Source organism: Sphingomonas sp. R-74633, assembly GCF_013416555.1.
Lineage (GTDB): Bacteria > Pseudomonadota > Alphaproteobacteria > Sphingomonadales > Sphingomonadaceae > Sphingomonas.
The window spans coordinates 275,103-301,627 of the sequence record NZ_JACCFG010000002.1; the positions used below are offsets into that span (position 1 = coordinate 275,103).

Below are 26,525 nucleotides of genomic sequence, written 5' to 3' on the forward strand. Positions count from 1 at the left end.
TCTTTTTGGGCGGTCAGCCCGCGAGGAACGCGGTCAGTGCGGCGCGGAACGCCTGGGGCTGGTCGAGCATGATGAAGTGGCCGCTCTCGGCGACGCCCTTCACGGTCACGTTCGCGGCGCCCTTATATTCGCGTGTATAGAGACTGACGACCGGCGCTTCGCCCCCGCGGATCGCCGTCCACGGCACGAGCACGGTGATCGGCGTCTTCACGCCTTCGAGCTTGGGCCGGAGATCGGTCTGCAGATCCTCGTACATCGCCTGGCCCGCGACCCGCATGTCCGCCTTGGCCATCCAGCCGGCGACGATCGCCTGCGACTCTGGCTTCAACGCATTCTGCCGCGCAATCGCCTGGCCCACTGCTTCGGGCAGCGGCTTGCCGTAGAGCCCCGCCATCTGGTCGCGCATCGCGGCGGCCTGCGGCTGCACCGATTCCACCGTCGAGCCGGGAAAGAAGGCCGATCCGACGAACGGCAGCGCATCGACGATCAGCGCCTTGCCGACATCGGCCGGATGCGCCTGGGCGAGCATCAGCGCGAGCAGTCCGCCCATCGAATGGCCGACGACCGCGGCGCCAGCGATCTTTCGATCGGTGATCAGCTTGTGCAGATCGGCCAGCATGCCGGGGAGCAGGTTCTCGCCCAGATTGGCGCCCGGCGCATCGCCGCCAAAGCCGTTGACCTGGACGAGATAGACGGTGTGCGTCTTCGCCAACTCGGGCGCCACGCCGTCCCATACCGCACGGGGGCTCGAGAGGCCGGGGATCAGGATCACCGGACTGCCCTTGCCGATCACCTGCACCGAGATGTGGTCCATCTGGATCAGTTCGGCGGCAGCAGGCGCGGTAGCCGCATGGGCGTCCGGCGCGTGAAGGATCGTCGGGATGCTGGCGGTGGCGAGCAGAGCGAAGGCAATGCGACGGATCATGGCAGTCAGTCCTTGCGATTGGGGTTGGTGAAGATTTCTTCGATGGTCAGGCCGAACAGGTCGGCGATCTTGAAGGCGAGCGGGAGCGAGGGGTCGTAGCGGCCGGTCTCGATCGCATTGACGCTCTGGCGCGAAACCTCGAGCCGCTCGGCCAGGTCCTGCTGGCTCCAGCTGCGCTCGGCGCGCAGCACGCGAAGGCGATTGTTCACGCGCCGCCTCCGCGCATCGCCGCGAGCTTGTTGAAGCAATTGCCCACGCCCAGCCCGGCGAACCACAGGATCGCCACGTAATATGCATAGACATGAGGCACGAGATCGAAATTCTCGAGGAAGCCCCACGCCGTCGCGATGCTCAGCGCGAAGCCGGTGGCGACCAGCGCCTGGCGCGTGACCTGCATGCGCAGATACTCGTCCTGCTCCTCGACGAGATAGCGGCCCAGCACGAAGAACACGCCGATAACCGGAAAGGCGGGCAGCAGGCCGGCGATATAGCCGAGCGGCCCGTGCAGCGGGTGGTTGCGGGCATAGGCGACCACGCCGAGCAGGATCAGCACATAGCCGGACATCAGCAGCATCACCGAAACCAAGTAGCGTTTCTGCGCCCGGTTCATCTTCATGAGTAGCGTCCTTTGCAGTTTGTAAAGCACGCTTTACGCTGCAGGACGCGACATGTCAATGGTACTTTCCATATCGGAAAGCACACCAGACTAAATGCTAATCCTGCTTTCCTGTGGGGATCGGATTTGAGTCGATGTGCCAGCCGCTCTGATTGCGGATCATTGGCTTGCCGCAGCCATCGCACCAGGATCGAAAGGTCGCGCCGTCATTCCACGCGCGGCCGCGGCTGCGGTGGTGTTTGCCGAACAGGCAATAGACTGGCTGCAGCAGGCGCATATGCCGCCTCCCCGGAATCCGACCGGAATGGTGGCACCTTCACTGCGAATGTCTACGATTTTTCGCAGGTACAAGAAAATATTACCGATTTTTAATGCGCTAGCTGCGCCAGCATCTCCGCTGCGAGCTGGCTGAGCGTGTCGTCACGGGCGCCCATCAACACGATCCGGTCGCCAGGCCGGGCGATCGCGACCAGATGCGCCGCTGCCGCCGCGCGCTCTGGGATGTGCAGCGCGTTGCGGCCGGTCGCAGCGATGTCAGCAACAATGTCCGCGCTTGTCACTTCGCGGCGGGTAGTGCCGCCCTGGTAGACCGGGTCGGGCAGCACGAGCAGGTCGTCCTTGCCCAGCTTGTCGGTCAGCATCGCCACCAGTTCGGCGCGCATCACCTTGAGCGGACCATAGCCATGCGGCTGGAACAGCAGCAGCAGCCGCCCCTCGAACGCGTGGAGCGTGTCGAGCGTCGCGGCGATCTTGTCCGGGTTGTGCCCGAAATCGTCGATCACGGCGATGTCGTTCGCCTCGCCGACCAGTTCGAAGCGGCGCTTGAGGCCCAGGAAGCCCTGGATCGCCTGCGCCGCGTCCTCGATGGGAATTCCGGCAGCCACCGCCGCGCCGATCGCGGCCAGCGCATTGGAGACATTGTGCCGGCCCGGCACCTGCAGAGTCACCGCGATCGGCGCCTCGCCCTCACCTACCAGCTCGAAGGCGATGCCGTAACGCTGCTCGCGCAGGTTGATCGCGGTCAGGTCGGCGGCGCTGCCGATCGCGAAGGTCACCAGCCGGTCGCGCAGCATCGTCGCGGCCAGTAGCGCGCCTTCGCCATTGTCGAGGTTGATCACCGCCCTGCCCGATCGCGCGATGAACTCGCCAAACAGCTGGATCAGCCTCTCCATCGGCATGTGATCGAGGCTGACATTATTGAGCACCGCTACGCCCGGGCGGTACAGCGCGATCGATCCATCGCTCTCGTCGACTTCGCTTACATAGGCGCTGCCCTGACCAACCAGCGCGCTGGCAAAGGGGGCCTGCGGCGTGACGAAGTTCTTCATCACCGCGCCGTTCATCACCGTGGGATCGCGGCCCAGGGCGTGGAGGATCCAGCCGATCATCCCGGTGACGGTCGACTTGCCACTGGTGCCCGCCACACCAATCGAGTCCCGCGATGCATTGAACAGCGCAGCATTCAGCTCCGCGCGCGTCATCCGTTCGTTGCCGAGCTCTGCGGCGCGGCGCGCGTCTGGCACCGTCTCCTCGATCGCGGCCGAGGCGACGACGATCTGCTCGCTGGAGGTGATTCCGCTGCCATCCTGCGGGAACAGGCCGATGCCGCTCGCCTTCAGGAAGTCGAACTTGGCCGGCAGCCGCGCCTGATCGAGGCTGCGATCCGATCCCGCCACGCTGGCGCCCTGCCCTGCAAGGATCATCGCCAGCGGCATCATTCCCGATCCACCGATGCCGACGAAGAAGTAAGGTTTGCGATGCTCCATGGCCTCGCGCTATCGGAAATTCGAAGCAAAGGGGCAAGGCATGCGCATTGGAGTCGTCGCACCGGCACGGACCGTCAGCAGGGAATCCTCGCTGCGGCTCTCTGCGTTCATGGCGCTGACCTATCCCGACCACGAGATCGTGTTCCATCCGCAATGCTATCTGGAATGGGGCCATTTCGCCGGCACCGACGAGCAGCGCGCCGCGGCTTTCCTCGAATATGCCAATGATCCGTCCTTCGACGCGATCTGGTTCGCGCGCGGCGGCTATGGCTCGAATCGCATCCTCGACATGGTCATGCCCAAGCTCGGGCCGGCGGCGCGGCACAAGACCTATATCGGCTTCTCCGACATGGGCTTCATGCTCGGCGCGCTCTATGCCGCGCGAGTCGGGCGGGTCGCACACGGATCAATGTCGTCAGGCCTCGGCCAGAAGGATGAGGGCATCTCCGAGGGCTGGGTGCTCGGCTGGCTGATCGACGGCGACAAGCGCGGGCTCGAGCCGACCCTGGCGGACGGGCGCCCCGCGGCCGCATTCAACCTGTCGATCCTCAACGCGCTGATCGGCACCAAATACCTGCCCGACCTCACCGATCACGTCCTCTACATCGAAGAAGTCGACGAGCCGCTCTACCGGATCGACCGGATGATGTTCCAGATGGCGCACGCCACCCAGCTCAAGGGCATTGCCGGTGTGCGGCTGGGCGCGGTGTCGGCGGTCAAGGACAATGGCGAGGCCGAGGGCAATTACAGTTTCGGCGAAACCATCGACCAGATGATCGTGCGCTGGTGCCGTGACATGGGGGTGCCCTATCTCGGCCGCGCCGAAATCGGGCATGTCCGCCTGAACCGCGTGGTGCCGTTCGGGCTGATCTAACGCGGCGTTAACCATCTCCTGCGATCCCTTGGCAAAATCAGGGGACCTTGGATGACGCTGCACAACATCGCCTTCACGCCCGAATTCGTCGCACATCTCGGTCTTATGGGCGTGCGCGGCGCACCAATCGGCGGGTTTCCGGCACATGCCGAGACGATGTTCGAGGCGCCGGTCGATCTGCGCGGCGCCTATGTGTGGAACACGCCGATCGCGGTTGGCGCCTTCACCTATCTGGGCGAGGAATCGCATCTCGAGCATGTCCGGATCGGCCGCTACAGCTCGATCGGCAAGCGTGCCCAGGTCGGCCTTTCCACCCATCCGACCGGCTGGCTGACCACGTCGGCGCTTGGCTTCATGCCCTTCCCGGCCTTCGAGACCTATTTCATGGACGACGACCCCGCCTGGCAGCGCGCGCTGCCGGTTGGAGATAATCCCCCAGAGACCACGCATATCGGCAACGATGTGTGGATCGGCGCCAATGCGATGGTGAAGCAGGGCGTGACGATCGGCGACGGCGCGGTGATCGGGGCGATGAGCGTCGTGACCCGGGACGTGCCACCCTATGCCGTGGTGGCGGGAACGCCGGCGCGGCTGATCCGCATGCGCTTTCCCGATGCCGTCATCGAACGGATGCTCGCGCTTCGCTGGTGGCAGTATAATCTGCTCGATCTCGCCATCGACCACACTGACCCGATGCAGGCGCTCGATGCGATCGAGGCGGCGATCGAAGCCGGTCTCCAGCCCTATGCGCCGGAACCGATGAACCTGGCCGCCGAAGCACGCAGCTTCCGCAAGGCGCAGCGGCGTCTGCTCAGGGCCGCCTAGCCCAGAGGTGGAACATGCCCGCAAAGAGATGCGGGTGCGCGGCCTCCACCCGATCCCATAGAGCCAGGTCACGCCGGTCGGCATCGCCGTGCATCGCGGCGAAGCGCGCCTGCGCCTCGGGCGGCGCGTCGAGCATCAGCAGCGCCAGCCCGGCCCCCGTCAGCATCTCCCCGATCGCGGGCAGCCGATACCAATGCTCGCGGACATGGAAACACAGGTCGCGGCATCCGCTCAGCGTGTAAAAGTCGTCGCTTTCCCGGAGCCGCGCGAGCGGCGTGCCTGCCGGGAGCGCCAGGACATGCGCGCGAAAGGCGCGGATGCCCTTGGGGCTGGCGTCCCAGCCATGCGCGGCGATCGCGTCATGGGCCTCGCTCACCCAGGCTCGCGCCCGCTCGCTGTAGAGCGCGATCCGCAGCACGCCGCCCGGCTTCAGCACGCCGGCCAGCGCAGAGAGCCCGTTCTCGGGCCGCTCCATATGGTGAAGCACGCCCGTACTGCTCACCATGCCGAAGCGCCCGCCCAGCTTGTCTGAATCGAGAATATCGCCCTGCACAAAGCGGAGATTCTCGACCCCCCGTTCGCGCGCCATGCGCTGGCCATAGGCAAGGCTCGCGGCGCTCAGGTCGAGCGCAGTGATGCGCAGCGACGGGTCCATCCGCGCCATGTCGATCGGCTCAAACCCGGTGCCGCAGCCGGCGACGAGCAGCTCCAGCGGCTCGCTCTGCGGCGCGCCCAGTGCCGCGAGATGCGCCGCTACCGATACGCGCTGCGGCACCGGCGGCGCCCGCCAGCGTGGATAGGGGCTGGCCTCATACTGGTCGCGGACTGCCCGGGAGATCTGGTCGCCGGAATCGCCGAGCGACGGCATCGCCGCGGCCAGCGTGCGCTCCTCGGCGATCTCGGCCGCAACGGCAGGCGGAATGCTCAGGCCTTCGCCACCCCAGACATATTCTGACGCGAAGGCCTGCACCGCCAGCGCCGTTCGCAGCGCTCGCGGCAGTTCCTGCCCGGCGAGCCAGACCAGCCGCCGCTCCATCGCCGGATCGACATTGATGCAGCGCGTAAGAAACGCCTCCCACAGCGCATCGTCCGCCACCACCGGCTCGGGATATTTCACCAGCAGCATGCGCGCCGCGCCCCGCGCCAGCGCCTGCGGATCCACCGAGGCGGTGTGGAGGCAGGTTACCAGATCGTCCTCGAGCTGGGGCGGCCATCCGGAGAGCGACAGCCGGGCAAGCAGCTCGGCATAGGCCGGCGCCGCGCCTTCCGGGTCAAATGCCAGCGCGCGGCTCAGCATCGGCAACGCCTGGCCGAGCTGGCCCTGGCGCACCGCTTCCTCCGCCATGCCGAGCAATTGCGCGGTTTCAGCCTGCAACGCGGCCGATCCTGACCAGCGTGCCATCGGGATCGCTAACCGCGAACTCATAGCAGCCCCAGGGCTTCAGGCTCGGGCCATCCTTCTCGATGATCAGCTCGCGCACCCGCTCCGCGACGCCGTCGACATCGTCGGTGTAGAGATAGATGCCGAACGGATTGTGTCCGGGTACCAGCCAGCCGAGCACGGCCTTGTTGAGATGCAGATGCCAGCCCTTGCCGTCCGCCAGGATCTTGTAGTCGCCATGGTCGCTGGTCAGCTGGAAGCCGAGCCGCTCGTAAAAGGCGAGGCTGGCTTCGAGGTCGTTGCAGGGCAGGATTGTGGTGGCCCGATGTGCATCAGTCATTCGGCTTGCCTATATTGGTTGCGCGAAGGCATAAGCCGCGCTCCTTAAACACTCCAGAGAAAGTCCATCCCCGTGTCCGAGATGTTCCGCATAACGCTGCCCGACGGTTCCGTCCGCGAGGTAGCCCCGGGGACTACCCCGGCGGACATCGCCGCCGCGATCGGTCCGGGCCTGGCCAAGGCCGCCCTTGCCGCCCGCGTCGATGGCGAGCTGCGCGACATCGGCCGCCCATTCGAGGGCGACGCCCAGCTGGCGCTCGTCACGTCGAAGGACGAGAAGGACGCGCTCGAGCTCGCCCGCCACGATTTCGCGCACATCCTTGCCGAAGCGGTGCAGAACCTCTTCCCGGGCACGCAGATCACCTTCGGTCCGTCGACCGATGACGGCTTCTATTACGACTTCGCCCCCAAGGACCGCCCCTTCACCGAGGAGGATCTGCCGGCGATCGAGGCCGAGATGCGCAAGATCATCGCCGCGGATGAGCCCCTTATCCGCGAAGTCTGGTCGCGCGCCGACCTGATCAAGCGCTGGACCGCGCAGGGCGAGAGCTTCAAAGCCGAATGGGCGCAGGAGCTGCCCGAGGGCGAGGAACTGACGGTGTACCGCGCTGGCAAGGGCGAGGACGCATGGCTCGACATGTGCCGCGGCCCGCATCTCGCCTCCACCGGCAAGGTCGATCCCAACGCCTTCAAGCTGACGCGCGTCTCGGGCGCTTATTGGCGCGGCGACCAGAAGAACGCGATGCTCTCGCGCATCTACGGCACCGGCTGGCTCAACAAGAAGCAGCTCGACGAGCACATGATGCGCCTTGAGGAGGCCGCCAAGCGCGACCACCGCAAGCTCGGCCAGGAGATGGACCTGTTCCACCTCCAGGCCGAGGCGCATGGCAGCGTGTTCTGGCACCCGAACGGCTATGTCATCTACCGCGCGCTCGAGGATTATATGCGCCGCGCGGTGAACGGCGCAGGCAGCAAGGAAGTGAAGACGCCGCAGGTGATGGACGCGCGCCAGTGGGAGCAGTCCGGCCATTGGGGCAAGTACCGCCAGAACATGTTCGTCATCCCCGACGAGACGCCGAACATCGACGACGAAGGCCCGATGGTGTCGGACGACGTGCAGTGGATGGCGCTCAAGCCGATGAACTGCCCGGCGCACATCCTGATCTTCAAGCAGGGGATCAAGTCGTACCGCGACCTGCCGCTGCGCCTGGTCGAGAATGGCTGCTGCCACCGCAACGAGCCGCACGGCGCGCTGCACGGGCTGATGCGCGTCCGCCAGTTCACCCAGGACGACGGCCATATCTTCTGCCGCGAAGACCAGATCGTCGACGAAGTGCAGGATTTCTGCCGCCTCGCCGACCGGGTCTACAAGGATTTCGGCTTCAAATACGCGATCAAGCTAGCGCTGCGTCCCGACAATCGCTTCGGCACCGAGGAGATGTGGGACCAGGCCGAGGCCGAGCTGCGCGACGCCGTGGTCCGCGCCGGCATGGCGACCGAGGAATTCGGCTGGGAAGAGCTGCCCGGCGAAGGCGCCTTCTATGCGCCCAAGCTCGAATGGCATCTGACCGATGCGATCGGCCGCACATGGCAGGTTGGCACGATCCAGTCGGACCGCGTGCTGCCCGAGCGGCTCGACGCGTCGTACGTCGGCGAGGACGGCGAGCGCCACCGCCCGGTGATGCTCCACCGCGCGATCTTCGGCTCGTATGAGCGCTTCATCGGCATCCTGATCGAGCATTTCGCGGGCAAGCTGCCGACCTGGCTGGCGCCGGTCCAGGCCGTCGTCGCGACGATCGTCTCGGACGCCGACGACTATGCGGTCCAGGTCGCCAAGCGTCTTCAGGCCGCCGGCATCCGCGTCGACACCGATCTGCGCAACGAGAAGATCAACTACAAGGTGCGCGAGCATTCGGTGGCGAAGGTCCCCAATCTGCTCGTCGTCGGCAAGCGCGAGGCCGAGGACGGCACTGTGGCGTTGCGCGTGCTGGGCTCTCAGGGCCAGCAGATGCTGAGCCTCGACGATGTGGTGGCCAAGCTCGTCGAAGAGGCGACGGCGCCCGATCTCAAGTAAGAATTCGGGCGGCGGCGCACCCGCCGTCGCCCGCATTCCCTTGCTTATTCGGGGCAGAACCCCGATATTGCCGTTACGTCCGAGCCACAGTGCGCGGAATTTCGGCGGAAATGCAGGTGTCGGGCTACCGAAGTGCCGCTTCCTGCGTTATTGAGCCGCCCAAACCCCGAGTCTGAAACAACAGGAGCAAGTCGTATACGTCCGCCCATGAATCGCCGCTCGATGGTGGCACCGCCGATGAACGGTCCGCGGTTTAACGAATTCATTCAGTCGCCCAAGGTTCGAGTGATCGATCATGAGGGCGAAAATCTTGGCGTGATGTACACGCGCGAGGCGATGGAACAGGCGCAGGAGCATGGGCTCGACCTGGTCGAAGTGTCCCCCAATGCGGACCCGCCCGTTGCCAAGTTCCTCGACGTAGGCAAGTTCAAGTACGAGGCGCAGAAGAAGGCGAACCTCGCCCGCAAGAGCCAGAAGACGCAGGAGATCAAGGAGATCAAGATGCGTCCGAACATCGACGATCATGATTATGATACGAAGATGAAGGCCGTCCACAAGTTCATCGGCGAAGGCGACAAGGTGAAGATCACCCTGCGCTTCCGTGGCCGCGAGCTGTCGCATGGCCAGCTCGGCATGAACCTGCTGAAGCGCGTCCAGGAGGATTGCGCCGAGGATGCCAAGGTCGAGTCCTATCCGCGCATGGAAGGCCGACAGATGCTGATGGTGCTGTCGCCCAAGTGATGCACAAGGCGCGAGGGCTGCTGATCGCGGCCCTCGCCGCCCTTCCCCTGCCCGTCGCGGCGCAGGATAATACCGCCGCTTCCTCCACCACGTCCGAAACCAGCGAACCTATAGCAGTGCCCGCCGGCTACAGGCAGGTCTGGGCCGACGAGTTCGACCGCCCCGGTGCTCCGGACCCGACGAAGTGGCGCTACGATACCAGCCGCAACAAGCTTGGCTGGTACAACAACGAGCTCCAATATTACGCCGCCGACCGCCGCGAGAATGTGCGCGTCGAGAATGGCCACCTCGTCATCGAGGCGCGCAAGGAACGGCTCGCCGACCGGCCCGATTTCGGCGGGCAGGACTATAGCTCGGGCAAGCTCGTCACCGCCGGCATCGCCGACTGGACCCATGGCTTCATCGAAGTGCGTGCCAGGCTCGCCTGCGGGCGCGGCATCTGGCCGGCGATCTGGATGCTCGGCAGCGATGCCAGCACGGGCTGGCCGGCGCTCGGCGAGATCGACATCATGGAGCATGTCGGCTGGGACCAGGGCCGCGTCCACGGCACGATCCACACCAAGGCCTATAACCACGTCATCCACACGCAGCGCGGCGCCAACACCCTGCTTCCCGATGCCTGCACCGCCTTCCACAGCTACCAGCTCGACTGGAACGCCGACCGCATGCTGATCGGCGTCGACGGCCGCGCCTTCATGCGCTTCGACAACGACCATAAGGGCGACCCCGCCACCTGGCCGTTCGACAAGCCGCAATATCTGATCCTCAACGTCGCGGTCGGCGGCTGGGGCGGACAGAAGGGCATCGACGACGCTGCATTCCCGGCGCGGATGGACGTCGACTATGTCCGGGTCTGGCAGAAACAGCCCTAGGCGAAGCCGAAGTCCACCGGGGCGGGCTTCATCTGCCCGTCAAAGGCATAGTCGGCATAGGGGCCGTTACGATCCACCCAGTGCAGGAACAGGTGCGCGGACCAGCCGTTGGGATTGGGCGTCACCCGGCCATGGCGATGATCGACGCCGCGATAGAGTACCGCGTCGCCCACGCCCATCGGGATCGAGGCATAGCGATCGCTGTCGAACCCCTCCTCCACCCGCCCGCTCGGCTTCTGCGCGTCCTTGTCCACCTCGAGCGGCCAGGGCACGCCGTCGCTATAGTCGAGCGTGAGCGACATGCTGTGTTCGCAGGAATAGCGGTCGCAGTGGACGCGGCAGACATCCCCCTCGCGGTAGATCCGCAGATAGGAATAGGTCGGCAGCAGCTCCTTGCCGGCCATCGCGCTCATCTGCGGGGTCAGCCCCCAAAGGAAGTGCAGGATCGGCCGGTAATGATGGCCGTAAAGCTCGAACGCGGCGCGGCGGAGCAGATTGGGATGGTCGCGCACCCCGCTCAGCGGGATGTCACCCGGCCCGATCGCCTCGCGCAGCGCCTGGAGCATAGCCTGGGCGATCTGCGGCGCGATCAGCCCCTTCACATGCGCGTAGCCGTCGCGCGGATAGTCCCCGACAATCTCCATGCCCGACAGCTATCGCCCCGCGCGACGACGCGCAACGCGAGACGCATCAGTCCTGCGCCGGCGCTTCCCACAGTTCGATCGGGTTGCCTTCGGGATCATGGATCCGCGCGAAGCGGCCGGTCTCGGGCGTGTCCCATTCGTCCTTGGTGGTGATCTCAATTCCGCGGGCATTGATCTGCTCGAGCAGGCTGTCGAGATCGCGGACGCGCAGGTTGAGCATATAGCTCTTGTCGGGCGCGAAATAGTCGGTGGTCGCCTTGAAGGGCTGGAACACGATTCCGCCGGGCTCGGGATGCCAGAACCAGGGGCTGGACTGGCCGCTCTCATCGGTGCCGAAACCGCCGCCCACGCCAAGCACTTCGGCGTACCAGGCCTTGAGCCCCTCGGGGTCCTGCGCCCGGAAGAAGAAGCCACCCAATCCGACTACCGGCATCGTCGATCCCCTTTTGACTCAGGCGGCCTCCGCCACCGTTCCATCGCCCGTTGCAGCTTCGAGCAAGCGGCGCTCGATCGTCTTCAGCCGCGCGCCATTCTCGATCTTATCGCCGATCAGATCGGTGAGGTAGAAGGTATCGACCGCGCGCTCGCCATAGGTCGCGACATGCGCCGAATGGATCGTCACCTTCGACTGGAACAGCGCATAAGCGAGGTGGCAGAGCAAGGCCGGCCGGTCGCGCGCGTTGATCTCGATCACGGTGAAGCGGTTCGAGGCATTATTGTCGATCAGCACATTGGCCTCGATCGCGAACGCCTCGGCCCGCGCGCGCACCAGCGGCTTGGCCTTCAGCCGGTCCTGCAGCTTCGCGCGGTTGGCCAGCGCATCGGCGATCGTCGTCTTGATCCGGTTAAGCCGTGCTTCCTCGTCGAACGGACGCCCCAGCGGGTCCTGGATCAGGAAATTGTCGAGCGCCAGGCCGTCGCGCGTGGTGTGGATGCGCGCATCGATAATGTTGCCGCCGGCGACGTGGATCGCGCCGGCGATGCGATAGAACAGACCGGGATGGTCGGCGGCATAGACCGTCACCAGCGTCGCGCCGCGCTCGGGATAGACCTGCGCCTCCACCGAGAGCTGGGCATCGCCCGCCGCGTCGATCTGGCGGGCGTTGCGCTCGAGCACATCGGAGGGCTCGGCGATCCAGTAGCTCTCGGTCATCCGCTTCTTGAACGCGGCCATGCGCGCTTCGTCCCAGCCGAGCATCTGGGCGAGCTCTTCCTGCTTGGCGGCGATCCGCTCGTTGCGGCCCTTCTGCTTGTGGCCGAGGCGGAGCACTTCCTCCGAGGCATCGAACAGATCGGCAAGCAGTTGGCGCTTCCAGCCATTCCACACGCCCGGACCCACCGCACGGATGTCGACGATGGTGAGCAGCAGCAACATGCGCAGGCGCTCGGCGCTCTGCACCTGGCCGGCGAAATCGAGGATCGTCTTGAAGTCTGAGAGGTCGCGCTTGAACGCGGTGGCCGACATGATCAAGTGCCAGCGCACCAGCCATGCGACCGTCTCGGTCTCTGCCGGGCTCATTCCCAGCCGCGGGCAGAGCCGCTCGGCCACTTCGGCACCCAGCACCGAGTGATCGCCGCCGCGCCCCTTGGCGATGTCGTGCAGCAGCACCGACACATAGAGCGCGCGGCGCTGGGCGATCTGCTTGAAGATGCTGGTGCCGAGCGGATGATCGTCGCGCAGCTCGCCCTTCTCGATCTGGCTCAACAGCCCGATCGCCCGGATCGAATGTTCGTCCACGGTGTAGTGGTGGTACATGTCGAACTGCATCTGCGCGACGACGCGGCCGAAATCCGGCACGAAGCGGCCGAACACGCCCGCCTCGTTCATCCACCGGAGCACCGTTTCCGGATCGCGCGGCGAGGTCAGCACCTCAAGGAACAGCGCGTTGGCGCGCGGATCCTCGCGCACGTCATCGACCAGCTTGGCATCGCGCGCAGCGGCACGCATCGCCAGCGGATGGATCTCGAGATGGTGCAGATCGGCAAGCTGGAACAGCTCGATGAGGCGCACCGGATCCTCGCGGAAGAAGTCGTCGCGCGGCAACGCCAGCCGACCGCGTTCGAGCGTGAAGCCCTTGAGCTTCCTCGGGCGCCGCCAGAGCGTCGGGAAGCCGAAGCGCGAGCCGCGCGCCGCGAACTGCTCGTCGAGATGCGCGAGGAACACGCCGGTCAGGTCGCCGACGCCCTTCGCCTGGAGGAAGTAGAAGCGCATGAAGCGCTCGACCTTCGACATGCCCGGACGGTCGGCATAGCGCATCCGCTCGGCGATCTCGCGCTGGACGTCGAAGGTCAGCCGATCTTCGGCGCGGCCGGTGATCAGGTGGAGATGGCAGCGCACCGCCCAGAGGAAATTCTCGGCGCGGCGGAACTGACGATATTCGAGCTTGGTGAGCAGCCCCTTCTCGACCAGCTCGGCGGTCTCGCGGACGTTATAGGCGTATTTGCCGATCCAGAAGAGCGTGTGCAGGTCACGCAGGCCGCCCTTGCCCTCCTTGACGTTGGGCTCGACGACATAGCGGCTGTCGCCCATGCGCTTGTGCCGCGCCTCGCGCTCGGCGAGCTTCTCGGCGATGAAAACGCGCGCGGTATCGGCCTGGACCTCTACCTTGAAGCGCTGCGCCGCCTCGTCATAGAGCGCGGTGTCGCCCCACACATAGCGGGCCTCGAGCAGTGCGGTACGCACCGTCACATCGGCCTTGGACTGGCGCACCATCTCGTCGAGCGAGCGCGACGAGTGGCCGACCTTCAGCTGCATGTCCCACAGCGAATAGAGCATCGATTCGATGACCTGTTCAGACCAGCCGGTGACTTTCCAGGGGGTGAGGAAGCCGATGTCGATGTCCGAATGCGGCGCCATCTCGCCGCGCCCGTAGCCGCCCACTGCGATCAGCACCATGCGCTCGGCGGCGCTGGGATTGGGATTGGGGTGGAGCCGCTCGGTAGTGAAATCCCAGAGCAGGCGGAGCAACTGGTCGATCAGGAAGGCGCCCGCCGCGGCGATCTCGTGCCCGCGCGAGGGATGCTCGGCGAGGCGGTTCGCAATCTCGGCGCGGCCGGCATCGAGCGCCGCCTTGAGTTCCTTCGTGCCGGCGGCGCGCAGCTTGGCGCTGTCCTTGGCCTGGAGCGCATGAAGCCGTTCGGCAACGCCACGCCGGTCGATCAGCGCACGGCGGTTCGGGACGGAATCGAAGCGATTGGCCATGAGAGGGAGATAGGGCCGAAGCGCCGCGTCGTCACCCTCTCACGGGATCAGCCGACGAAGGCACGCTCCAGCACGAAGCTGCCGGGGTTCGCGTTCGAGCCTTCGGTGAAGCCATGGCCTTCGAGCATGAGCGCGAAATCCTTGATCATCGCGTTCGAGCCGCAGAGCATGATCCGGTCGGTCTCAGGGTTGAGCTCGGGATGGCCCTGCACCGGCGCCTTGAACAGCCAGCCATTCTCGATCAGCTGGCCGATCCGGCCCGAGGTGCGGAACGGCTCGCGGGTCACCGTCGGGATATAGTGGAACTGGAGCAGCGCCTGATCGGCGACCAGCGGATCATTGGCCAGCTGCGCGGTCAACTCGTCATGATAGGCAAGGTCGCTCACCCGGCGAGTCGAGTGGACGATCACCACTTGGTCGAACCGGTCATAGGTGTCGGGATCGCGGGCGATGCTGAGGAACGGCGCCAGGCCGGTGCCGGTCGACAGCATGAAGAGGCGCTTGCCGGGCAGCAGCGCGTCGGCGACGAGCGTGCCGGTGGGCTTCTTGCCGAGATAGACCTGGTCGCCCGGCTGGATCAGCTGCAGGCGCGAAGTGAGCGGGCCGTCCTCGACCTTGATCGACAGGAACTCGATCTCGTCCGACCAGGTCGGGCTGGCGATCGAATAGGCGCGCATCAGCGGCTTGCCCTCGCCTTCGAGCCCGATCATCACGAACTCGCCGGCGCGGAAGCGGAAGCTGGCGGGACGCTCAATCGCGAAGCTGAACAGATGCTCGTTCCAATGCTTCACCCAACGGACTGCGCACGTCTGGAACGCGGCGTGTTCGGGAAGGACGATCGGGGGGCGGGCATGCATATTCACGAGGTCGGCTCTTTCCAATTCCACGGTGCGCTGCAACGTAATTTTACTTCAACGCACAAAAGCGACGGCAATACGCGCCACCGCCACGGAGAGCGGAAGGCGCGCTTCGGGTTTCACGATCTGCTCGATGACCGCATTGACGCACGGCTGCGCGCCGGCGCGTGCTAGCGCATGCAGCGAAAGGAGCAAGGCCTCGTCGTCGCCAATATCCGCCGCATAGGGCGGTTTGAAGCGAAGTTGGGACAATCCTTCGCGCTCGAGCAGCAGCATCGCCATGTTGAAATCGGGGAGCATCTCCGCAAGCCCCTGTCCCTGGAGCACCGGCCCAAGCACCGAGCAGGGGCACCTCCCGGCGCGCATGCTCGCCACCCATTGCCGCATCGACGACAGCAAAAGCTGGTCGGTGGGGACGAGTTCGGCAGCGGTGCGGTCGAGATACTGGTACAAAGGCGATCCCCATCCCGGCGGAGACTCCCGGGGCGCGGATCGCCTTAGCGTTTACTGCGAATGATTAGCAATAGCGTAGTTTTCATGCGGCCTTGGAAAGCCGCACGATCTCGGCGGTGAGCAGGTCGATCTTCGCGTGCAGGCTCTCGATCTGCGATTCGGCGCGCAGATTGGTTTCATAGTCGAGCCGCGCCTCGAAGCGGTCCTTCGCCGCCTGGCGGTTCTGGCTCATCATGATGATCGGGGCCTGCAGCGCGGCGAGCATCGACAGCATCAGGTTGAGGAAGATGAAGGGGAAAGGATCGAAGGCATGCGCGCCGAGCAGGACGGTGTTGAGCACCGCCCAGAAGCCCAGGAACACCCCGAAGCTGATGATGAAGCCCCAGGAGCCGCCGACTGCGGCGACCCGATCGGCGAGCTTCTCGCCAAAGGTCTGCCGCGCCTCGAACAGCGCATGGGGATCGCGACCCACGCCAAAGCGGCGGAGATCCGAGAGGAAACGGATTGCTGCGTTCATTGTACACCTCACTGCGACCGGCCGCCCGGGCCAGCGCGCGAGGTGAGCGGGTCAGCTCAGCGCGGCGGCCTCGGACGGCACGGTCGATCGACTATGATCGTTGCTGGACATGACCCCATTCTCGGAGTTGTGGCGGTTGTGGCCGCACGGCTGTGCGTCCGCGGGCGACATGGCCACCCGCGGCGCAAGTTTCAAATGAAAACGCCGTCATGTTGGACGGCGGCGGGATGGGCGATCAGAAGCGCTCGCCCACCATCTCCTCGCTCTTCGCCCAGAGCGCCCTGGCGTTCTCGGGATCGAGCGCATAGCCGCGCACGCCTTCGCTCACCGGGTTGATCACGCCGTCGGTGACCTGCGAGACGTGGCAATTCTCGCAATAGCGCCCGCCCACTTCGTCCGCCGGGGCGACGAAGCCGGCCCAGACCGAGGTGGCGGCACCCTGCGGGATCGTCTTCCACTGGAAGGGCGGCTGGCCCTGCGCGGCGAGCTCGGCATTGATCGTCTTGAGCAGCTCGTCGATCCGGGCAGTGTCGGTGTGGCGGCCAAGCTCGGTCTGGATGCCGCCGGGGTGCAATGCGGTGGCACGCACGCCGCGGTCACGGTGCCGGCGGTCGAACTCGACGGCGAACAGGATGTTGGCCGTCTTCGAGCGGCCATAGGCGACCATCGGCTCATAGGGCGTATGCTCGAAATTCGGGTCGTCGAGGTTCACGTCCGAATAGCGATGACCCGAGGAGGCGAGGTTCACCAGCCGGCCGCCGTCCTTGATCAGCAACGCGATGCGGTTGACGAAGACAAAGTGGCCGAGATGGTTGGTGCCGAACTGGGTCTCGAAACCGTCGACCGTGTGGCCGAGCGGGGTCGCCATCACGCCGGCATTGGCGATCACGACGTCGAACTGGCGGCCATCGGCGACGAGCTTGTCCGCCGCGGCGCGCACGCTCGCCAGCGAGGCGAGGTCGAGCTCGATCAACTCGAGGCTGCCGCCATGCGCCGCCTGGTCGCGGACGATCTGCGTGGCGCGCTCGGCCTTGGCGAGGTCGCGCGCCGCGCCGACCACTTCCGCGCCATGCGCCGCGAGTACGCGCGCGGTCTCGACACCGAGCCCGGCCGAGACGCCGGTGACCAGCACCCGCTTGCCGCTCAGATCTACGCCGGCGAGCACTTCGTCGGTGGTGGAAGTCGCATTGAAAGTCATTGCCAGTCTCCAGCGCGGACGCGAGGCTCCACCGGCCGCGAGCCCCTTGCCCGGCGGTCTTGGAAGGATTAAGTGGAGGGCGTCTCCGGAAATAAATACGGAGGCATCCTCCGCTTTTCAAGAGGCATGCCCGCAATCGTGGCCGAAACCGGCGATTCCCCCTCCCGCAAGCCGCGCGCCGATGCGGAGCGCAACCGGCTGCGCCTGCTCGATGCCGCGAAGTCGGTGTTCGGCGAGCATGGCCCGGGCGCGAGCCTGGAGGAGATCGCGCGCGTCGCCGGGGTCGGCATCGGCACGCTCTACCGCCACTTCCCCACCCGCGACGCACTGATCGAGGCGGTCTATCGCAACGAGACCGGGCAGCTGATGGATGCCGCCACGCGACTGAGCGAAACGCGCCCGCCGGTCGAGGCGCTGCGCGAGTGGATGCTGTTGTTCGTCGACTATCTTGGCACGAAATACGGCATGTCGGCGGTGTTCAGCTCGATCGCCGGGGGCACTACGGCGCTCTATGCAGGCTCGGGTACTGGCGTGCGCGAGGCGATCACCACCCTGACCGAACGCGCGGTCGCCAGCGGCGAGATCCGGCTCGAGATGGAACCACTAGACCTGCTGCGTGCGGTCGCCGGGGTCGCGAGCGCGGGGGCTGGCTGGCAGGATACCGCGCGCCGGCTGGTCGACATCCTGATCGCGGGCATGCGCACATAGAAAAAGGCCGGAGCAAATGCCCCGGCCCTCTTCATCTCAAATGGGGTAGCCGTTCAGTCCGGCTTCTTCGCCACGCCGACCAGCGCAGGGCGCAGCAGCCGGTCGCGGATCATATAGCCCGACTGGATCTCCTGCACGATCGTGCCCGGCTCGGCATCGGCGCTCGGCATTTCCATCATCGCCTGGTGGCGGTTCGGATCGAGTGCTTCGCCCATAGCGACGATCTTCGAGATGCCATGGCGGGCGAAAACCGAATCGAGCTCGCGGCCGGTGGCCTCGAGGCCGGTGACCAGCCCCTTGAACTTCTCGTCGTCCTTCAGCTCGGCCGGGATCGCGGCGAGCGCGCGGCTGAGATTGTCGGCCACCGACAGCACGTCGCGAGCAAAGCTCGTCGCGGCATAGGTCTTGGCGTCCTGCGCTTCCTTCTCGAAGCGGCGGCGCACATTCTGCGTCTCGGCCTGCGCATAAAGCACCGCGGCCTTCGCCTCGGCGAGCTGCGTCTCGAGCTCGGCCACATGGTCATGCTCAGCCACTTCGGGCGCGCCCTCCGCGGTTTCCGCGCGCAGCGTCGTATCGTCCTGGGTGTCCGTCACCTTATTCTCTTCCGTCATATTTCCCTGTTCAGGCCAGCAATCGGGCCAAAGTGGCCGCCGTGAAATCTACCATGGGCACGACGCGCGCATAGTTCAACCGCGTGGGGCCGATCACCCCGACCACGCCGACCACGCGCCCGTCCATCGCGCGCACCGGCTTGGCGATCACCGACGAGCCTGACAACGCGAATAGCTTGTTTTCCGATCCAATGAAGATGCGCGTCGCTTCGCCCTCGCGCGCCGAATCGAGCAGGCTGGCGATTTCCTCCTGCCCTTCGAGCTGGTCGAGCAGCTGGCTGACCTTGTCGAGATCCTCGGCAGCGGCTGTGTCGATCAGCCGGGCCTGGCCGCGCACGATCAGCACCGGACGGCGCCCGCCATCCTCGCTCCACACCGCCAGCCCGCGTTCGACCAGCGCCGCCGCCGCGCTATCGAGCGCCGCGCGCTGCAGACCAAGCTCGCGCTCGACCCGCGCCAGCGCCTGGCTGAGCGTCAGTCCGCCAAAGGTGACGGAGAGATAGTTGGCGGCACGCTGGAGCGCCGCCGGATCCATGCCGCCGGGCAGCTCGACGACGCGGTTCTCAACCGATCCATCCACGCTGACCAGCACGGCGAGCGCGCGGTCATGGCTGAGCGGCACGAAACCGAATTGGCGCAGCACCGGCTCGGCCTTGGGCACCAGCACCAGGCCGGCGCAGGCGGAAAGCCCGGAAAGCGCGGCGGTGGTGTTGGCCAATGCCTCCTCGACCGGCCCACGCTCGGCGGCGTTGCGCTCGATCGCGGCACGCTCCTCGGCGCTGGGCGCGCTTGCCTGCATCATGCCGTCGACAAACAAACGCAGTCCGGTCTGGGTCGGCATCCGCCCGGCGCTGGTGTGCGGCGAGGCCAGCAAGCCCAGCTCCTCGAGATCCTGCATCACGTTGCGGATCGAAGCGGGCGAGAGGTTGAGTCCGGAGATCTGCGCGATCGTCCGCGAACCGACCGGCACGCCGGTCTCCAGATAGGAATCGACCACGAGGCGGAACACGTCGCGCGCGCGGTCGGTCAGCTCATGGATAGGCGGGGTGGTCATGCTCCCGATCTAGGGTGCCAGGTCGATGCACTCAATGACGCGGTGCTTCGGTCAAGGGCAATGTATCAAATGCCCGCCCGATGGCCTCCCCCATCGCCGCGTGCGCTTCCGCATCGCAGCCCGTGTAGAAATGCAGCTGTCGTCGCTGCCCATCCTGGCGCCATTCGACGTCATAATAGGTGCCATCGGTCCACGTTCGCTTACATGCCGGTCCATCGAGCGAGACGCGCGCTTCGCCCGGCATGAACGGCGCCAGCCGAACGCGGAGCGCCTCGAACTGTGCCGGTGCGATGGCAAAATCGCGCTCGTCGATTCGGCTGTCCTGCCGCCATTTCACGCGCACATGCCCCTTGCCGGCGGCCGACACGGTGAAGCTGGTCTCGGAACAACGCAGGCAATCGCCGTCCGAGGTGCACAGGCAGAGGGTCGGCGTGCGCGTGAAAATGATCGCTTCGCCTTTGGTCTCGGAAACCTCCTGGGCCCCCGCCGCCAACAGCAGCGCCGCGAGCAACGGACTCAAGGCCGCTCGCCAATCAGGTCCTGGATCGGCAGGCCGTCAGCGGCCTCGCCCAGCGCCTGCTTGATCGCCTGGTTCCGCATCACGCAGCCATAATAGACATAGAGGTGCTGGCTGTCGCCGATCGCCCGGGTCCAGGTGACATCGACGCTCGGCATGTCGGTCGCGACACTCGGGCAGGTCTTCTCGCCGGGGGCGTAGCGGACCTCGCCGGTCGCCGGCCGATAGGGCGCGAGCTTGGCGGCGAATGCGTCATATTCGGCAGGCGTGAGCTTGAAGGCCCTCTCTCCAGCCACCGCGGTGAAACGCTTGCCTTCGAACACGCCGGTGCCATCGGGCCGCACGGTGACGCTATAGACCGGGCAGCTGCCGAAACAGGCGCCCGTCTCGTAGCGGATCGAATCGCCTTCGATCGGTACCGGTTTGACCGGACCGGGCCCGCCACTCGGCTTGACGCAGCCCGCCAGCGCCAGCGCCAGCGTGCCCAGAAGGATGATCGCCGTGTTACGCATCACGCATTCCCCATGTATCGAGCCGTTACGATTGCGCATCGAAGCTTTCGTGCGCCTGACTGACCGGCGTATATGGATCATGCAGCGAGACTGGCGCGTTCGTTTCCCGCCGTCTAGGTGCAATGCCGACTAGTATCAGGAGACCTCAATGCGCCCTTCCGGCCGCGCCCCCGACGAAATGCGTGCGATCACGATCGAGCCCCACTTCACCCGCCATGCCGAAGGCTCGGTGCTGATCAGCTTCGGTGACACACGCGTGCTCGTCACCGCCAGCGTCGAAGAGCGGCTGCCGCCCTGGCTCAAGGGCAAGGGCGAAGGCTGGGTGACCGCCGAATATGGCATGCTGCCGCGCGCGACGCACACGCGCGGCCAGCGTGAGGCGGCCAAGGGCAAGCAGTCGGGCCGCACCCAGGAGATCCAGCGCCTGATCGGCCGCTCGCTCCGCGCCGTCACCGATCTGAAGAAGCTCGGCGAGCGCCAGATCACGCTCGATTGCGACGTGATCCAGGCCGATGGCGGCACGCGCACGGCGGCGATCTCGGGCGCCTTCGTCGCGCTGCGCATCGCCGTGAACAAGCTGATGGCCGCCGGGCTGATCAAGGAAGACCCGATCACTGCGCAGGTCGCCGCGGTCTCGTGCGGTATCCACCAGGGCACGCCGGTGCTCGACCTTGATTATATCGAGGACAGCGGCGCCGACGCCGATGCCAATTTCGTCCTGCTCTCCAATGGCAACATCGCCGAGGCGCAGGCGACCGCCGAGGGCGCGACCTATGACGAGGAAGGGCTGCTCCGCCTGCTCCGCCTCGCGCGCATCGGCTGCAACCAGATCTTCGAAGCGCAGTTGAAGGCAATCGGATGACCGGAGAAGGCGACACCCCGCAGGCAATCCGCAAGCTGAAGCCCGGCAGGCTGGTGATCGCCAGCCATAATGCCGGCAAGGTGCGCGAGATCCGTGAGTTGCTCGGTCCCTATGGGATCGAGCCGGTCTCCGCGGCCGAGCTCGATCTGCCCGAGCCCGAGGAGACGGGGACGACCTTTGTCGCCAATGCCGAACTGAAGGCGCTGCAGGCGGCGGACCTGTCCGGCCTGCCCGCCCTTGCCGATGATTCCGGCCTTTGCGTGGAAGCGCTGAACAACGATCCCGGCATCTTCTCGGCGCGCTGGGCCGGTGAGAGCAAGGATTTCGGCGCCGCGATGCAGCTGGTCGAGGACAAACTCGCCGCGCTGCCCCCCGAAACCAGCCGCGACGCGCATTTCGTCTGCGCGCTCGCGCTCGCCTGGCCCGATGGCCATGTCGAATGGTTTGAGGGGCGCGTGGACGGCACCCTGGTGTGGCCGCCGCGCGGGAATCAGGGCTTCGGCTATGACCCCGCCTTCCTTCCCGACGGCCATCAGCAGACCTTCGGCGAGATGGAGCCTTCGGCCAAGCACGCGATGAGCCACCGCGCCGATGCCTTCCGCCAGCTGGTTGGCGCGGTACTCGACGGACAAAGGTGATTCGCGCCGCGTTAACGATTAAAACCGTGCCACATTTGCGACTCCCCTAGGGTAGAACCCGGGGACAACGAGAAGATAATGAGGTCGCGAATGGGTTCGATGCGTCAACTGGCGTCGATGATACGACACGTGCACGAGGCGCATGGCCTGGGCATGGCCGAGGATTCCTCAGGGGAAACGCTCGTGCTCGCGCCGGGCGAGGCCGACATTGCCTATGTCGCCGCACAGGACGATCCCGCCACGGAAACCGGCAGCCGCGCCTTCCAGCAGAACTGACCCTACCCCTGCGGCACGCACGCTGTGCCGCATTTGCAACGGTCCAATTCTTAACGTTCACTCTTGTGAGAATTAATGTTGCAGGCTCTCGGGCTTTGCGGCAGTCTCGCTCCATCGTGCCGAAGAGCGCGTGCTGGAGATGGATGTTGGGAGGGACCCGAATGAATTACCGTCCGTTGCTGCTCGGCGCCTCGGCGCTGGCCCTGGTCTGGAGCGGCGCCGCCGCAGCGCAGACCGCCACCCCGGCGCAGGATGCGTCCGCGACTTCCGATCAGGAAAAGACGGAAGACGGCGAGATCGTCGTCACCGCGCAGCGCCGTAACGAAAACCTGATGACCACCGCGGTCTCGGCTTCGGTGCTGTCGGGTACGCAGCTCGACAACAAGGGCGTCACCAATGTCGACGCGCTGCAGTTCGCGATGCCCAGCGTCGTCGTGAACAATTTCGGCCAGGGCAACGACTTCAACGTCCGCGGCATCGGCAAGGCCGAGCACAACACGCAGACCACGACCGGCGTGATCACCTATCGCGATGGCGTTCCGACCTTCCCGGGTTACGTGCAGGGCGAGCCCTATTACGACATCGGCAACATCCAGGTGCTGCGCGGCCCGCAGGGTACGATCGTCGGCCAGAACGCCACCGGCGGCGCGGTGTTCGTCAACACCAATGACCCGATCATCGGCGGCGGCATCCACGGCTATTTCAACCTGAACTACGGCAACTACAACGAAGCCGGCTTCCAGGGTGCGGTGAACCTGCCGCTCAGCGACACCTTTGCCGCACGCGTCGCGCTCTACGCCTCGCGCCGCGACACCTTCTACAACATCACCGGCGCCGGCGGCGCGGCCTATCCCTTCGACAAGGGTAACCAGGGCATCATGGCCGGTCGCATCAGCTTCCTGTGGAAGCCGACCGATCGCCTGTCGATCCTGTGGAAGACCGATGCCGGCCATCTCGACATGGGCGCCTATCCGGCCACGCCGGTCGCCAATTATTTCGAGACGCTCCCCGGCACCTCGACGCCGAACCCGAACCACCGCGATCTGTTCGACGTGCAGTTCAACACGCCCCAGGCGGCGCGCGACGAGTTCGTCCGCTCGACGCTCAAGGCCGAATATGAGCTGGCCGGCGGCGTGAAGCTGCGCTCGGTCTCGAGCTATCAATGGGCCAACACGATGTACCGCGCGGACCTTGACGGCACCGCGACCGGCGTCAGCACCTTCTACGACAGCGTCGACGAGCAGCAGGTCACCACCGAACTCAACCTGATCTCGCCCGATCACAACCGCGTCACCTGGCTGCTCGGCGCATTCGGACTGTGGAACGACTATTATTTCCGCAAGCCGTACCAGTTCGTCATCGACCTGGCTTATCCGTTCAACCTGCCGGCGGCGCAGTACAAGCTGCAGGGCACCAACCCGACCCGCTCGCTGGCGGCATTCGGCCAGATCGGTTTCGCGATCACCCCGAACCTGAAGCTCGACGCGGGCATCCGTTACACGGCAAGCCAGTCGACCAACCATGTCGATGTGCTCCAGTACGGCACCTATATCCGCGCCGACCAGACGGTGAAGTCCGACAATGTCTCGTACAAGGTCTCGCTCGGTTGGAAGGTCAGCAAGGACCACTATCTCTACGGCTTCGTCGCCACCGGCTTCCGACCGGGCGGCCTCAACGTACCGGTCGGCCTGGGCCTGCCCGCGCCGTTCGAGCCCGAGGAAGTGACGTCGTTCGAAGGCGGCTGGAAGGCGAACTGGGCGGGCGGCAAGGTCCGCACGACGATCACTGGCTTCTATAACGACTATAAGAACTTCCAGGTCATCATCGGCTACCCGACCTTCCCGACCTTCGGGATCGAGCTGAACGTGCCCGACAAGACCAAGATCTATGGCTTCGAGGCGGAGACCGAGTTCCACTTCGGCGGGCTGCAGCTCGATGCGGGCATCAACGTGCTCCACACCGAGCTCGGCACCTTCTACGCCACCGACCCGCGCGCCGCGAGCGTGCTGCCGTGCAGCCCGACCGCGGGCCCGGTCAGCGTCTCGTGCATCAACCTGGCGGGCCGCCGCCAGACCTATGCGCCGAACCTGACCTTCAACCTGGGGGCACAGTACGAGGCCGAGCTCGGCAATGGCGACAAGATCATCCCGCGGGTGAACTTCGGCCATGTCGGCGACCAGTGGGCGACGCTATTCGAGAACACCGCGCGCGGCGATCATCTCGAGGCACGCAACGTGCTCAACGCGCAGCTCGCCTTCCAGCACAAGAGCTGGACGATCACGGCGTACGGCACCAACCTGACCGACCAGCATTATCCGGCGGCGATGAACAGCGGCCTCTACTTCGCGGGTCCGCCGCGCCAGTACGGCGTCAAGCTGCTCAAGGTCTTCTGATTTCCCACCTGGCCGCCGGCAGACTCCCTCTCCGGCGGCCTTTCCTTTCCCCCTGCCCGCGCAAGGTCCCATGCAGCCCTACGGCCTGACTATAGACAAGTTTCTCGATCACGCCGCCAAGTGGTTCCAGGACTGCGAAGTGGTCGAGGCGGACGCCGGGCAGATCGTCAAGCGGACGACCTACGCGGCACTGCGCGCGCGCAGCAACCAGCTTTCCGGTGCGCTCGCCGCGCTGGGCCTGGTCGAGGGCGACCGGGTCGGCACGCTGGCCTGGAACACGATCCACCATTTCGAGATCTATTACGCCGCGATGGGCATGGGGCTGGTCTGCCACACGCTCAACCCGCGGCTGACCGCGGCGCACCTCGCAGCGATGGTCAACGAGGCCGAGAACCGCGTGCTCGCGGTCGCGGTCGACCTGCTGCCGCTCGCCCGCGAGGTGATCGCGCAGTGCCCAACGATCGAGCATGTCGTCGTGCTCGATTCGGACAGTTTCGATACGGAGCCTCTCGGGTCGCACCGGGCACGTATCTGGGGCCATGATGCGCTGCTCGAAGCGCACGGCGCCCCAGCCCTGTGGGGAGCGTTCGACGAGAACCTCCCCGCAGGCCTTTGCTACACCTCGGGCACGACCGGCAGCCCAAAGGGCGTGGTCTATACCCACCGCTCCAACTACATCCACACGCTGCGCGCGCTGCAGGCCGATGCCGTGGCGATCACTGCGCGCGACACCCTGCTGCTCGGCGTGCCGATGTTCCACGCCAATGGCTGGGGCATGCCCTTCGCCGCGCCCGCGGCCGGCACCAAGCTGGTGCTGCCGGGGCGGACGCTTGACGGGCCGAGCCTGGCCGGACTGATCCGCGAGGAAGGCGTGACCGTTGCGGTCGGCGTTCAGACCGTGTGGTTGACGCTCGCCGACCAGGCCGAGGCCAGCGGCGAGACCTTCCCGACGCTCGAGCGCGTGCTGATCGGCGGATCGAGCTGCCCCGACGCGCTGCTCCGGCGGCTCGAGGAGAAGCTCGGCGCCAAGGTGCAGACGAGCTGGGGCATGACCGAGCTCTCGCCGATCGGCACCGTCGCGCCGCGCGACCTGCCTGCGGACGCGACACCCGCTTCGGGCCGGCCGATCATGGGCCTCGACCTCAAGCTCACCGATGCCGAGGGCAACACTCTGGTGCCGCAGCGCGGCGTGCTCGGCCATCTGAAGGTCAAGGGGCATAGCGTGATCGAGCGCTATTTCCGCGCATCTGAGACCGCGCTGGACGCCGAGGGCTATTTCGACACCGGCGACCTGGCGATGATCGACACCGCCGGTAACCTGACGATCTGCGGGCGCGCCAAGGACCTGATCAAGTCGGGCGGCGAGTGGATCAACCCGAACGAGATCGAGGCGATCGTCGGTACGCATCCTGCCGTCCGCCATGTCGCGGTGATCGCGCGAGCCGATACCAAATGGGGCGAGCGGCCGGTGCTGATCGTCGAGAGCCAGGGGCAGGACCCACGCACGCTGCTCGAGATGCTGCGCGGCAAGGTCGCCGATTGGTGGATCCCGAACGAAGTCGCCGAAGTGCGGGCGATGCCGCTCGCTGCCTCGGGCAAGATCGACAAGAAGCGCCTGCGCGACGATTACGCCGAAGGGCGGATCGCGGCGAGCAAGGTGGCCAAATAAC

Annotated in this window: 29 protein-coding genes; 11 read left to right on the forward strand and 18 right to left on the reverse strand. The window is 65.9% G+C overall.

All coding sequences use genetic code 11. From position 1 onward, the window contains the following. Positions 1–13 precede the first annotated feature (13 nt). From HZY97_RS07595 to HZY97_RS07615, 5 genes are all read right to left on the reverse strand, one after another. Complete coding sequence (locus HZY97_RS07595; protein ID WP_180142185.1) at positions 14–925, reverse strand: alpha/beta fold hydrolase; 912 nt, start codon at positions 923–925, stop codon at positions 14–16. A gap of 5 nt (positions 926–930) precedes the next feature. Further along, on the reverse strand, positions 931–1,134 hold the full coding sequence (locus HZY97_RS07600) for a helix-turn-helix transcriptional regulator (protein WP_180142186.1): 204 nt from the start codon (positions 1,132–1,134) through the stop codon (positions 931–933). After that, the gene (locus HZY97_RS07605) at positions 1,131–1,541 is read right to left on the reverse strand and encodes a hypothetical protein (protein WP_180142188.1); all 411 of its coding nucleotides are present in this window, start codon (positions 1,539–1,541) and stop codon (positions 1,131–1,133) included. Before HZY97_RS07605 ends, HZY97_RS07600 begins: the two co-directional genes overlap by 4 nt. 97 nt (positions 1,542–1,638) lie before the next feature. Beyond that, positions 1,639–1,818: a hypothetical protein gene (locus tag HZY97_RS07610; RefSeq protein ID WP_180142190.1), complete on the reverse strand. Its 180-nt coding sequence runs from the start codon at positions 1,816–1,818 to the stop codon at positions 1,639–1,641. A 91-nt stretch (positions 1,819–1,909) separates the two neighbouring features. Continuing rightward, positions 1,910–3,307 (reverse strand): glutamate ligase domain-containing protein, encoded by a 1,398-nt coding sequence (locus tag HZY97_RS07615; protein WP_180142192.1) that lies wholly within the window; start codon positions 3,305–3,307, stop codon positions 1,910–1,912. Positions 3,308–3,347: 40 nt separating this feature from the next. Here HZY97_RS07615 and HZY97_RS07620 point away from each other — a divergent pair, with 40 nt between their 5' ends. Next, positions 3,348–4,181 carry an LD-carboxypeptidase gene (locus tag HZY97_RS07620; RefSeq protein ID WP_180142194.1) on the forward strand — a complete coding sequence of 278 codons (834 nt, stop codon included), beginning with the start codon at positions 3,348–3,350 and terminating at the stop codon, positions 4,179–4,181. Between the two features lie 51 nt (positions 4,182–4,232). Beyond that, positions 4,233–5,006 carry a CatB-related O-acetyltransferase gene (locus HZY97_RS21065; RefSeq protein ID WP_180142196.1) on the forward strand — a complete coding sequence of 258 codons (774 nt, stop codon included), beginning with the start codon at positions 4,233–4,235 and terminating at the stop codon, positions 5,004–5,006. Here HZY97_RS21065 and HZY97_RS07630 read toward each other — a convergent pair. Both HZY97_RS07630 and HZY97_RS07635 read right to left on the reverse strand, forming a co-directional pair. Next, positions 4,993–6,381, reverse strand: coding sequence for a class I SAM-dependent methyltransferase (locus HZY97_RS07630; RefSeq protein WP_180142198.1), 1,389 nt, complete (start codon positions 6,379–6,381; stop codon positions 4,993–4,995). The genes HZY97_RS21065 and HZY97_RS07630 overlap by 14 nt on opposite strands. After that, positions 6,371–6,727, reverse strand: coding sequence for a VOC family protein (locus tag HZY97_RS07635; protein ID WP_180142200.1), 357 nt, complete (start codon positions 6,725–6,727; stop codon positions 6,371–6,373). Before HZY97_RS07635 ends, HZY97_RS07630 begins: the two co-directional genes overlap by 11 nt. Before the next feature lie 81 nt (positions 6,728–6,808). Here HZY97_RS07635 and thrS point away from each other — a divergent pair, with 81 nt between their 5' ends. The 3 genes from thrS to HZY97_RS07650 all read left to right on the forward strand — a co-directional run bounded on the left by thrS (position 6,809) and on the right by HZY97_RS07650 (position 10,413). Then, positions 6,809–8,800 carry a threonine--tRNA ligase gene (gene thrS / locus HZY97_RS07640; RefSeq protein WP_218942959.1) on the forward strand — a complete coding sequence of 664 codons (1,992 nt, stop codon included), beginning with the start codon at positions 6,809–6,811 and terminating at the stop codon, positions 8,798–8,800. A 207-nt stretch (positions 8,801–9,007) separates the two neighbouring features. Beyond that, entirely contained in the window at positions 9,008–9,541 is a 534-nt protein-coding gene (gene infC, locus HZY97_RS07645; RefSeq protein WP_180142204.1) for a translation initiation factor IF-3, read from the forward strand. Then, positions 9,541–10,413, forward strand: a complete 873-nt coding sequence (locus tag HZY97_RS07650) for a family 16 glycosylhydrolase (protein WP_180142206.1) — start codon at positions 9,541–9,543, stop codon at positions 10,411–10,413. Before infC ends, HZY97_RS07650 begins: the two co-directional genes overlap by 1 nt. Here HZY97_RS07650 and HZY97_RS07655 read toward each other — a convergent pair. The 7 genes from HZY97_RS07655 to HZY97_RS07685 all read right to left on the reverse strand — a co-directional run bounded on the left by HZY97_RS07655 (position 10,410) and on the right by HZY97_RS07685 (position 17,284). Beyond that, complete coding sequence (locus HZY97_RS07655) at positions 10,410–11,057, reverse strand: hypothetical protein (RefSeq protein ID WP_180142208.1); 648 nt, start codon at positions 11,055–11,057, stop codon at positions 10,410–10,412. The genes HZY97_RS07650 and HZY97_RS07655 overlap by 4 nt on opposite strands. 46 nt (positions 11,058–11,103) lie before the next feature. After that, entirely contained in the window at positions 11,104–11,490 is a 387-nt protein-coding gene (locus HZY97_RS07660; RefSeq protein ID WP_180142210.1) for a VOC family protein, read from the reverse strand. Between the two features lie 18 nt (positions 11,491–11,508). Next, positions 11,509–14,259, reverse strand: a complete 2,751-nt coding sequence (locus HZY97_RS07665; RefSeq protein ID WP_180142212.1) for a [protein-PII] uridylyltransferase — start codon at positions 14,257–14,259, stop codon at positions 11,509–11,511. A gap of 47 nt (positions 14,260–14,306) precedes the next feature. Next, on the reverse strand, positions 14,307–15,116 hold the full coding sequence (locus tag HZY97_RS07670) for a ferredoxin--NADP reductase (RefSeq protein WP_180142214.1): 810 nt from the start codon (positions 15,114–15,116) through the stop codon (positions 14,307–14,309). A 54-nt stretch (positions 15,117–15,170) separates the two neighbouring features. After that, on the reverse strand, positions 15,171–15,569 hold the full coding sequence (locus HZY97_RS07675; protein ID WP_180142216.1) for a hypothetical protein: 399 nt from the start codon (positions 15,567–15,569) through the stop codon (positions 15,171–15,173). Between the two features lie 82 nt (positions 15,570–15,651). Further along, positions 15,652–16,086, reverse strand: a complete 435-nt coding sequence (locus HZY97_RS07680; protein ID WP_180142218.1) for a DUF1003 domain-containing protein — start codon at positions 16,084–16,086, stop codon at positions 15,652–15,654. A 235-nt stretch (positions 16,087–16,321) separates the two neighbouring features. Then, entirely contained in the window at positions 16,322–17,284 is a 963-nt protein-coding gene (locus HZY97_RS07685; RefSeq protein ID WP_218942960.1) for an SDR family NAD(P)-dependent oxidoreductase, read from the reverse strand. A 126-nt stretch (positions 17,285–17,410) separates the two neighbouring features. On the opposite strand from HZY97_RS07685, the gene HZY97_RS07690 reads away from it, so the two are divergent. After that, positions 17,411–17,992, forward strand: coding sequence for a TetR/AcrR family transcriptional regulator (locus HZY97_RS07690; protein ID WP_180142220.1), 582 nt, complete (start codon positions 17,411–17,413; stop codon positions 17,990–17,992). 53 nt (positions 17,993–18,045) lie between these two features. Here HZY97_RS07690 and grpE read toward each other — a convergent pair whose 3' ends face one another. From grpE to HZY97_RS07710, 4 genes are read right to left on the reverse strand one after another with little or no spacing between them, the layout of a single operon-like run. Then, entirely contained in the window at positions 18,046–18,603 is a 558-nt protein-coding gene (grpE, locus tag HZY97_RS07695; RefSeq protein ID WP_180142222.1) for a nucleotide exchange factor GrpE, read from the reverse strand. Between the two features lie 10 nt (positions 18,604–18,613). Next, the gene (hrcA, locus tag HZY97_RS07700) at positions 18,614–19,657 is read right to left on the reverse strand and encodes a heat-inducible transcriptional repressor HrcA (RefSeq protein ID WP_180142224.1); all 1,044 of its coding nucleotides are present in this window, start codon (positions 19,655–19,657) and stop codon (positions 18,614–18,616) included. Between the two features lie 31 nt (positions 19,658–19,688). Next, entirely contained in the window at positions 19,689–20,177 is a 489-nt protein-coding gene (locus tag HZY97_RS07705; protein ID WP_180142226.1) for a hypothetical protein, read from the reverse strand. Beyond that, positions 20,174–20,686, reverse strand: a complete 513-nt coding sequence (locus tag HZY97_RS07710) for a DUF6438 domain-containing protein (RefSeq protein ID WP_180142228.1) — start codon at positions 20,684–20,686, stop codon at positions 20,174–20,176. Before HZY97_RS07710 ends, HZY97_RS07705 begins: the two co-directional genes overlap by 4 nt. A gap of 148 nt (positions 20,687–20,834) precedes the next feature. Between HZY97_RS07710 and rph the strand changes: the two genes are divergently transcribed. The 5 genes from rph to HZY97_RS07735 all read left to right on the forward strand — a co-directional run bounded on the left by rph (position 20,835) and on the right by HZY97_RS07735 (position 26,524). Then, positions 20,835–21,548, forward strand: coding sequence for a ribonuclease PH (gene rph / locus HZY97_RS07715; protein WP_180142230.1), 714 nt, complete (start codon positions 20,835–20,837; stop codon positions 21,546–21,548). Beyond that, on the forward strand, positions 21,545–22,186 hold the full coding sequence (rdgB, locus tag HZY97_RS07720) for an RdgB/HAM1 family non-canonical purine NTP pyrophosphatase (RefSeq protein WP_180142232.1): 642 nt from the start codon (positions 21,545–21,547) through the stop codon (positions 22,184–22,186). Before rph ends, rdgB begins: the two co-directional genes overlap by 4 nt. Positions 22,187–22,303: 117 nt before the next feature. Beyond that, a complete protein-coding gene (locus HZY97_RS07725; protein ID WP_180142234.1) occupies positions 22,304–22,462 on the forward strand; it encodes a hypothetical protein in 159 nt (52 codons plus the stop codon). Between the two features lie 161 nt (positions 22,463–22,623). Beyond that, positions 22,624–24,855: a TonB-dependent receptor gene (locus HZY97_RS07730; protein ID WP_180142237.1), complete on the forward strand. Its 2,232-nt coding sequence runs from the start codon at positions 22,624–22,626 to the stop codon at positions 24,853–24,855. A gap of 70 nt (positions 24,856–24,925) precedes the next feature. Then, the gene (locus HZY97_RS07735; RefSeq protein WP_180142239.1) at positions 24,926–26,524 is read left to right on the forward strand and encodes an AMP-binding protein; all 1,599 of its coding nucleotides are present in this window, start codon (positions 24,926–24,928) and stop codon (positions 26,522–26,524) included. The last annotated feature ends 1 nt before the right edge of the window (position 26,525 follow it).

Bases quoted from the DNA above. Each gene is read 5' to 3' on its own strand.
- HZY97_RS07635 (WP_180142200.1), bottom strand. From the start codon at position 6,727: ATGACTGATGCACATCGGGCCACCACAATCCTGCCCTGCAACGACCTC.
- HZY97_RS07595 (WP_180142185.1), bottom strand. From the start codon at position 925: ATGATCCGTCGCATTGCCTTCGCTCTGCTCGCCACCGCCAGCATCCCG.
- HZY97_RS07650 (WP_180142206.1), top strand. From the start codon at position 9,541: ATGCACAAGGCGCGAGGGCTGCTGATCGCGGCCCTCGCCGCCCTTCCC.
- HZY97_RS07735 (WP_180142239.1), top strand. From the start codon at position 24,926: ATGCAGCCCTACGGCCTGACTATAGACAAGTTTCTCGATCACGCCGCC.
- HZY97_RS07710 (WP_180142228.1), bottom strand. From the start codon at position 20,686: ATGCGTAACACGGCGATCATCCTTCTGGGCACGCTGGCGCTGGCGCTG.
- rph (WP_180142230.1), top strand. From the start codon at position 20,835: ATGCGCCCTTCCGGCCGCGCCCCCGACGAAATGCGTGCGATCACGATC.
- infC (WP_180142204.1), top strand. From the start codon at position 9,008: ATGAATCGCCGCTCGATGGTGGCACCGCCGATGAACGGTCCGCGGTTT.
- HZY97_RS07730 (WP_180142237.1), top strand. From the start codon at position 22,624: ATGAATTACCGTCCGTTGCTGCTCGGCGCCTCGGCGCTGGCCCTGGTC.
- HZY97_RS07660 (WP_180142210.1), bottom strand. From the start codon at position 11,490: ATGCCGGTAGTCGGATTGGGTGGCTTCTTCTTCCGGGCGCAGGACCCC.
- grpE (WP_180142222.1), bottom strand. From the start codon at position 18,603: ATGACGGAAGAGAATAAGGTGACGGACACCCAGGACGATACGACGCTG.
- HZY97_RS07665 (WP_180142212.1), bottom strand. From the start codon at position 14,259: ATGGCCAATCGCTTCGATTCCGTCCCGAACCGCCGTGCGCTGATCGAC.
- HZY97_RS07615 (WP_180142192.1), bottom strand. From the start codon at position 3,307: ATGGAGCATCGCAAACCTTACTTCTTCGTCGGCATCGGTGGATCGGGA.
- hrcA (WP_180142224.1), bottom strand. From the start codon at position 19,657: ATGACCACCCCGCCTATCCATGAGCTGACCGACCGCGCGCGCGACGTG.
- HZY97_RS07685 (WP_218942960.1), bottom strand. From the start codon at position 17,284: ATGACTTTCAATGCGACTTCCACCACCGACGAAGTGCTCGCCGGCGTA.
- HZY97_RS07690 (WP_180142220.1), top strand. From the start codon at position 17,411: ATGCCCGCAATCGTGGCCGAAACCGGCGATTCCCCCTCCCGCAAGCCG.
- HZY97_RS07610 (WP_180142190.1), bottom strand. From the start codon at position 1,818: ATGCGCCTGCTGCAGCCAGTCTATTGCCTGTTCGGCAAACACCACCGC.
- HZY97_RS21065 (WP_180142196.1), top strand. From the start codon at position 4,233: ATGACGCTGCACAACATCGCCTTCACGCCCGAATTCGTCGCACATCTC.
- thrS (WP_218942959.1), top strand. From the start codon at position 6,809: ATGTTCCGCATAACGCTGCCCGACGGTTCCGTCCGCGAGGTAGCCCCG.
- HZY97_RS07670 (WP_180142214.1), bottom strand. From the start codon at position 15,116: ATGCATGCCCGCCCCCCGATCGTCCTTCCCGAACACGCCGCGTTCCAG.
- rdgB (WP_180142232.1), top strand. From the start codon at position 21,545: ATGACCGGAGAAGGCGACACCCCGCAGGCAATCCGCAAGCTGAAGCCC.
- HZY97_RS07655 (WP_180142208.1), bottom strand. From the start codon at position 11,057: ATGGAGATTGTCGGGGACTATCCGCGCGACGGCTACGCGCATGTGAAG.
- HZY97_RS07605 (WP_180142188.1), bottom strand. From the start codon at position 1,541: ATGAAGATGAACCGGGCGCAGAAACGCTACTTGGTTTCGGTGATGCTG.
- HZY97_RS07620 (WP_180142194.1), top strand. From the start codon at position 3,348: ATGCGCATTGGAGTCGTCGCACCGGCACGGACCGTCAGCAGGGAATCC.
- HZY97_RS07680 (WP_180142218.1), bottom strand. From the start codon at position 16,086: ATGAACGCAGCAATCCGTTTCCTCTCGGATCTCCGCCGCTTTGGCGTG.
- HZY97_RS07725 (WP_180142234.1), top strand. From the start codon at position 22,304: ATGATACGACACGTGCACGAGGCGCATGGCCTGGGCATGGCCGAGGAT.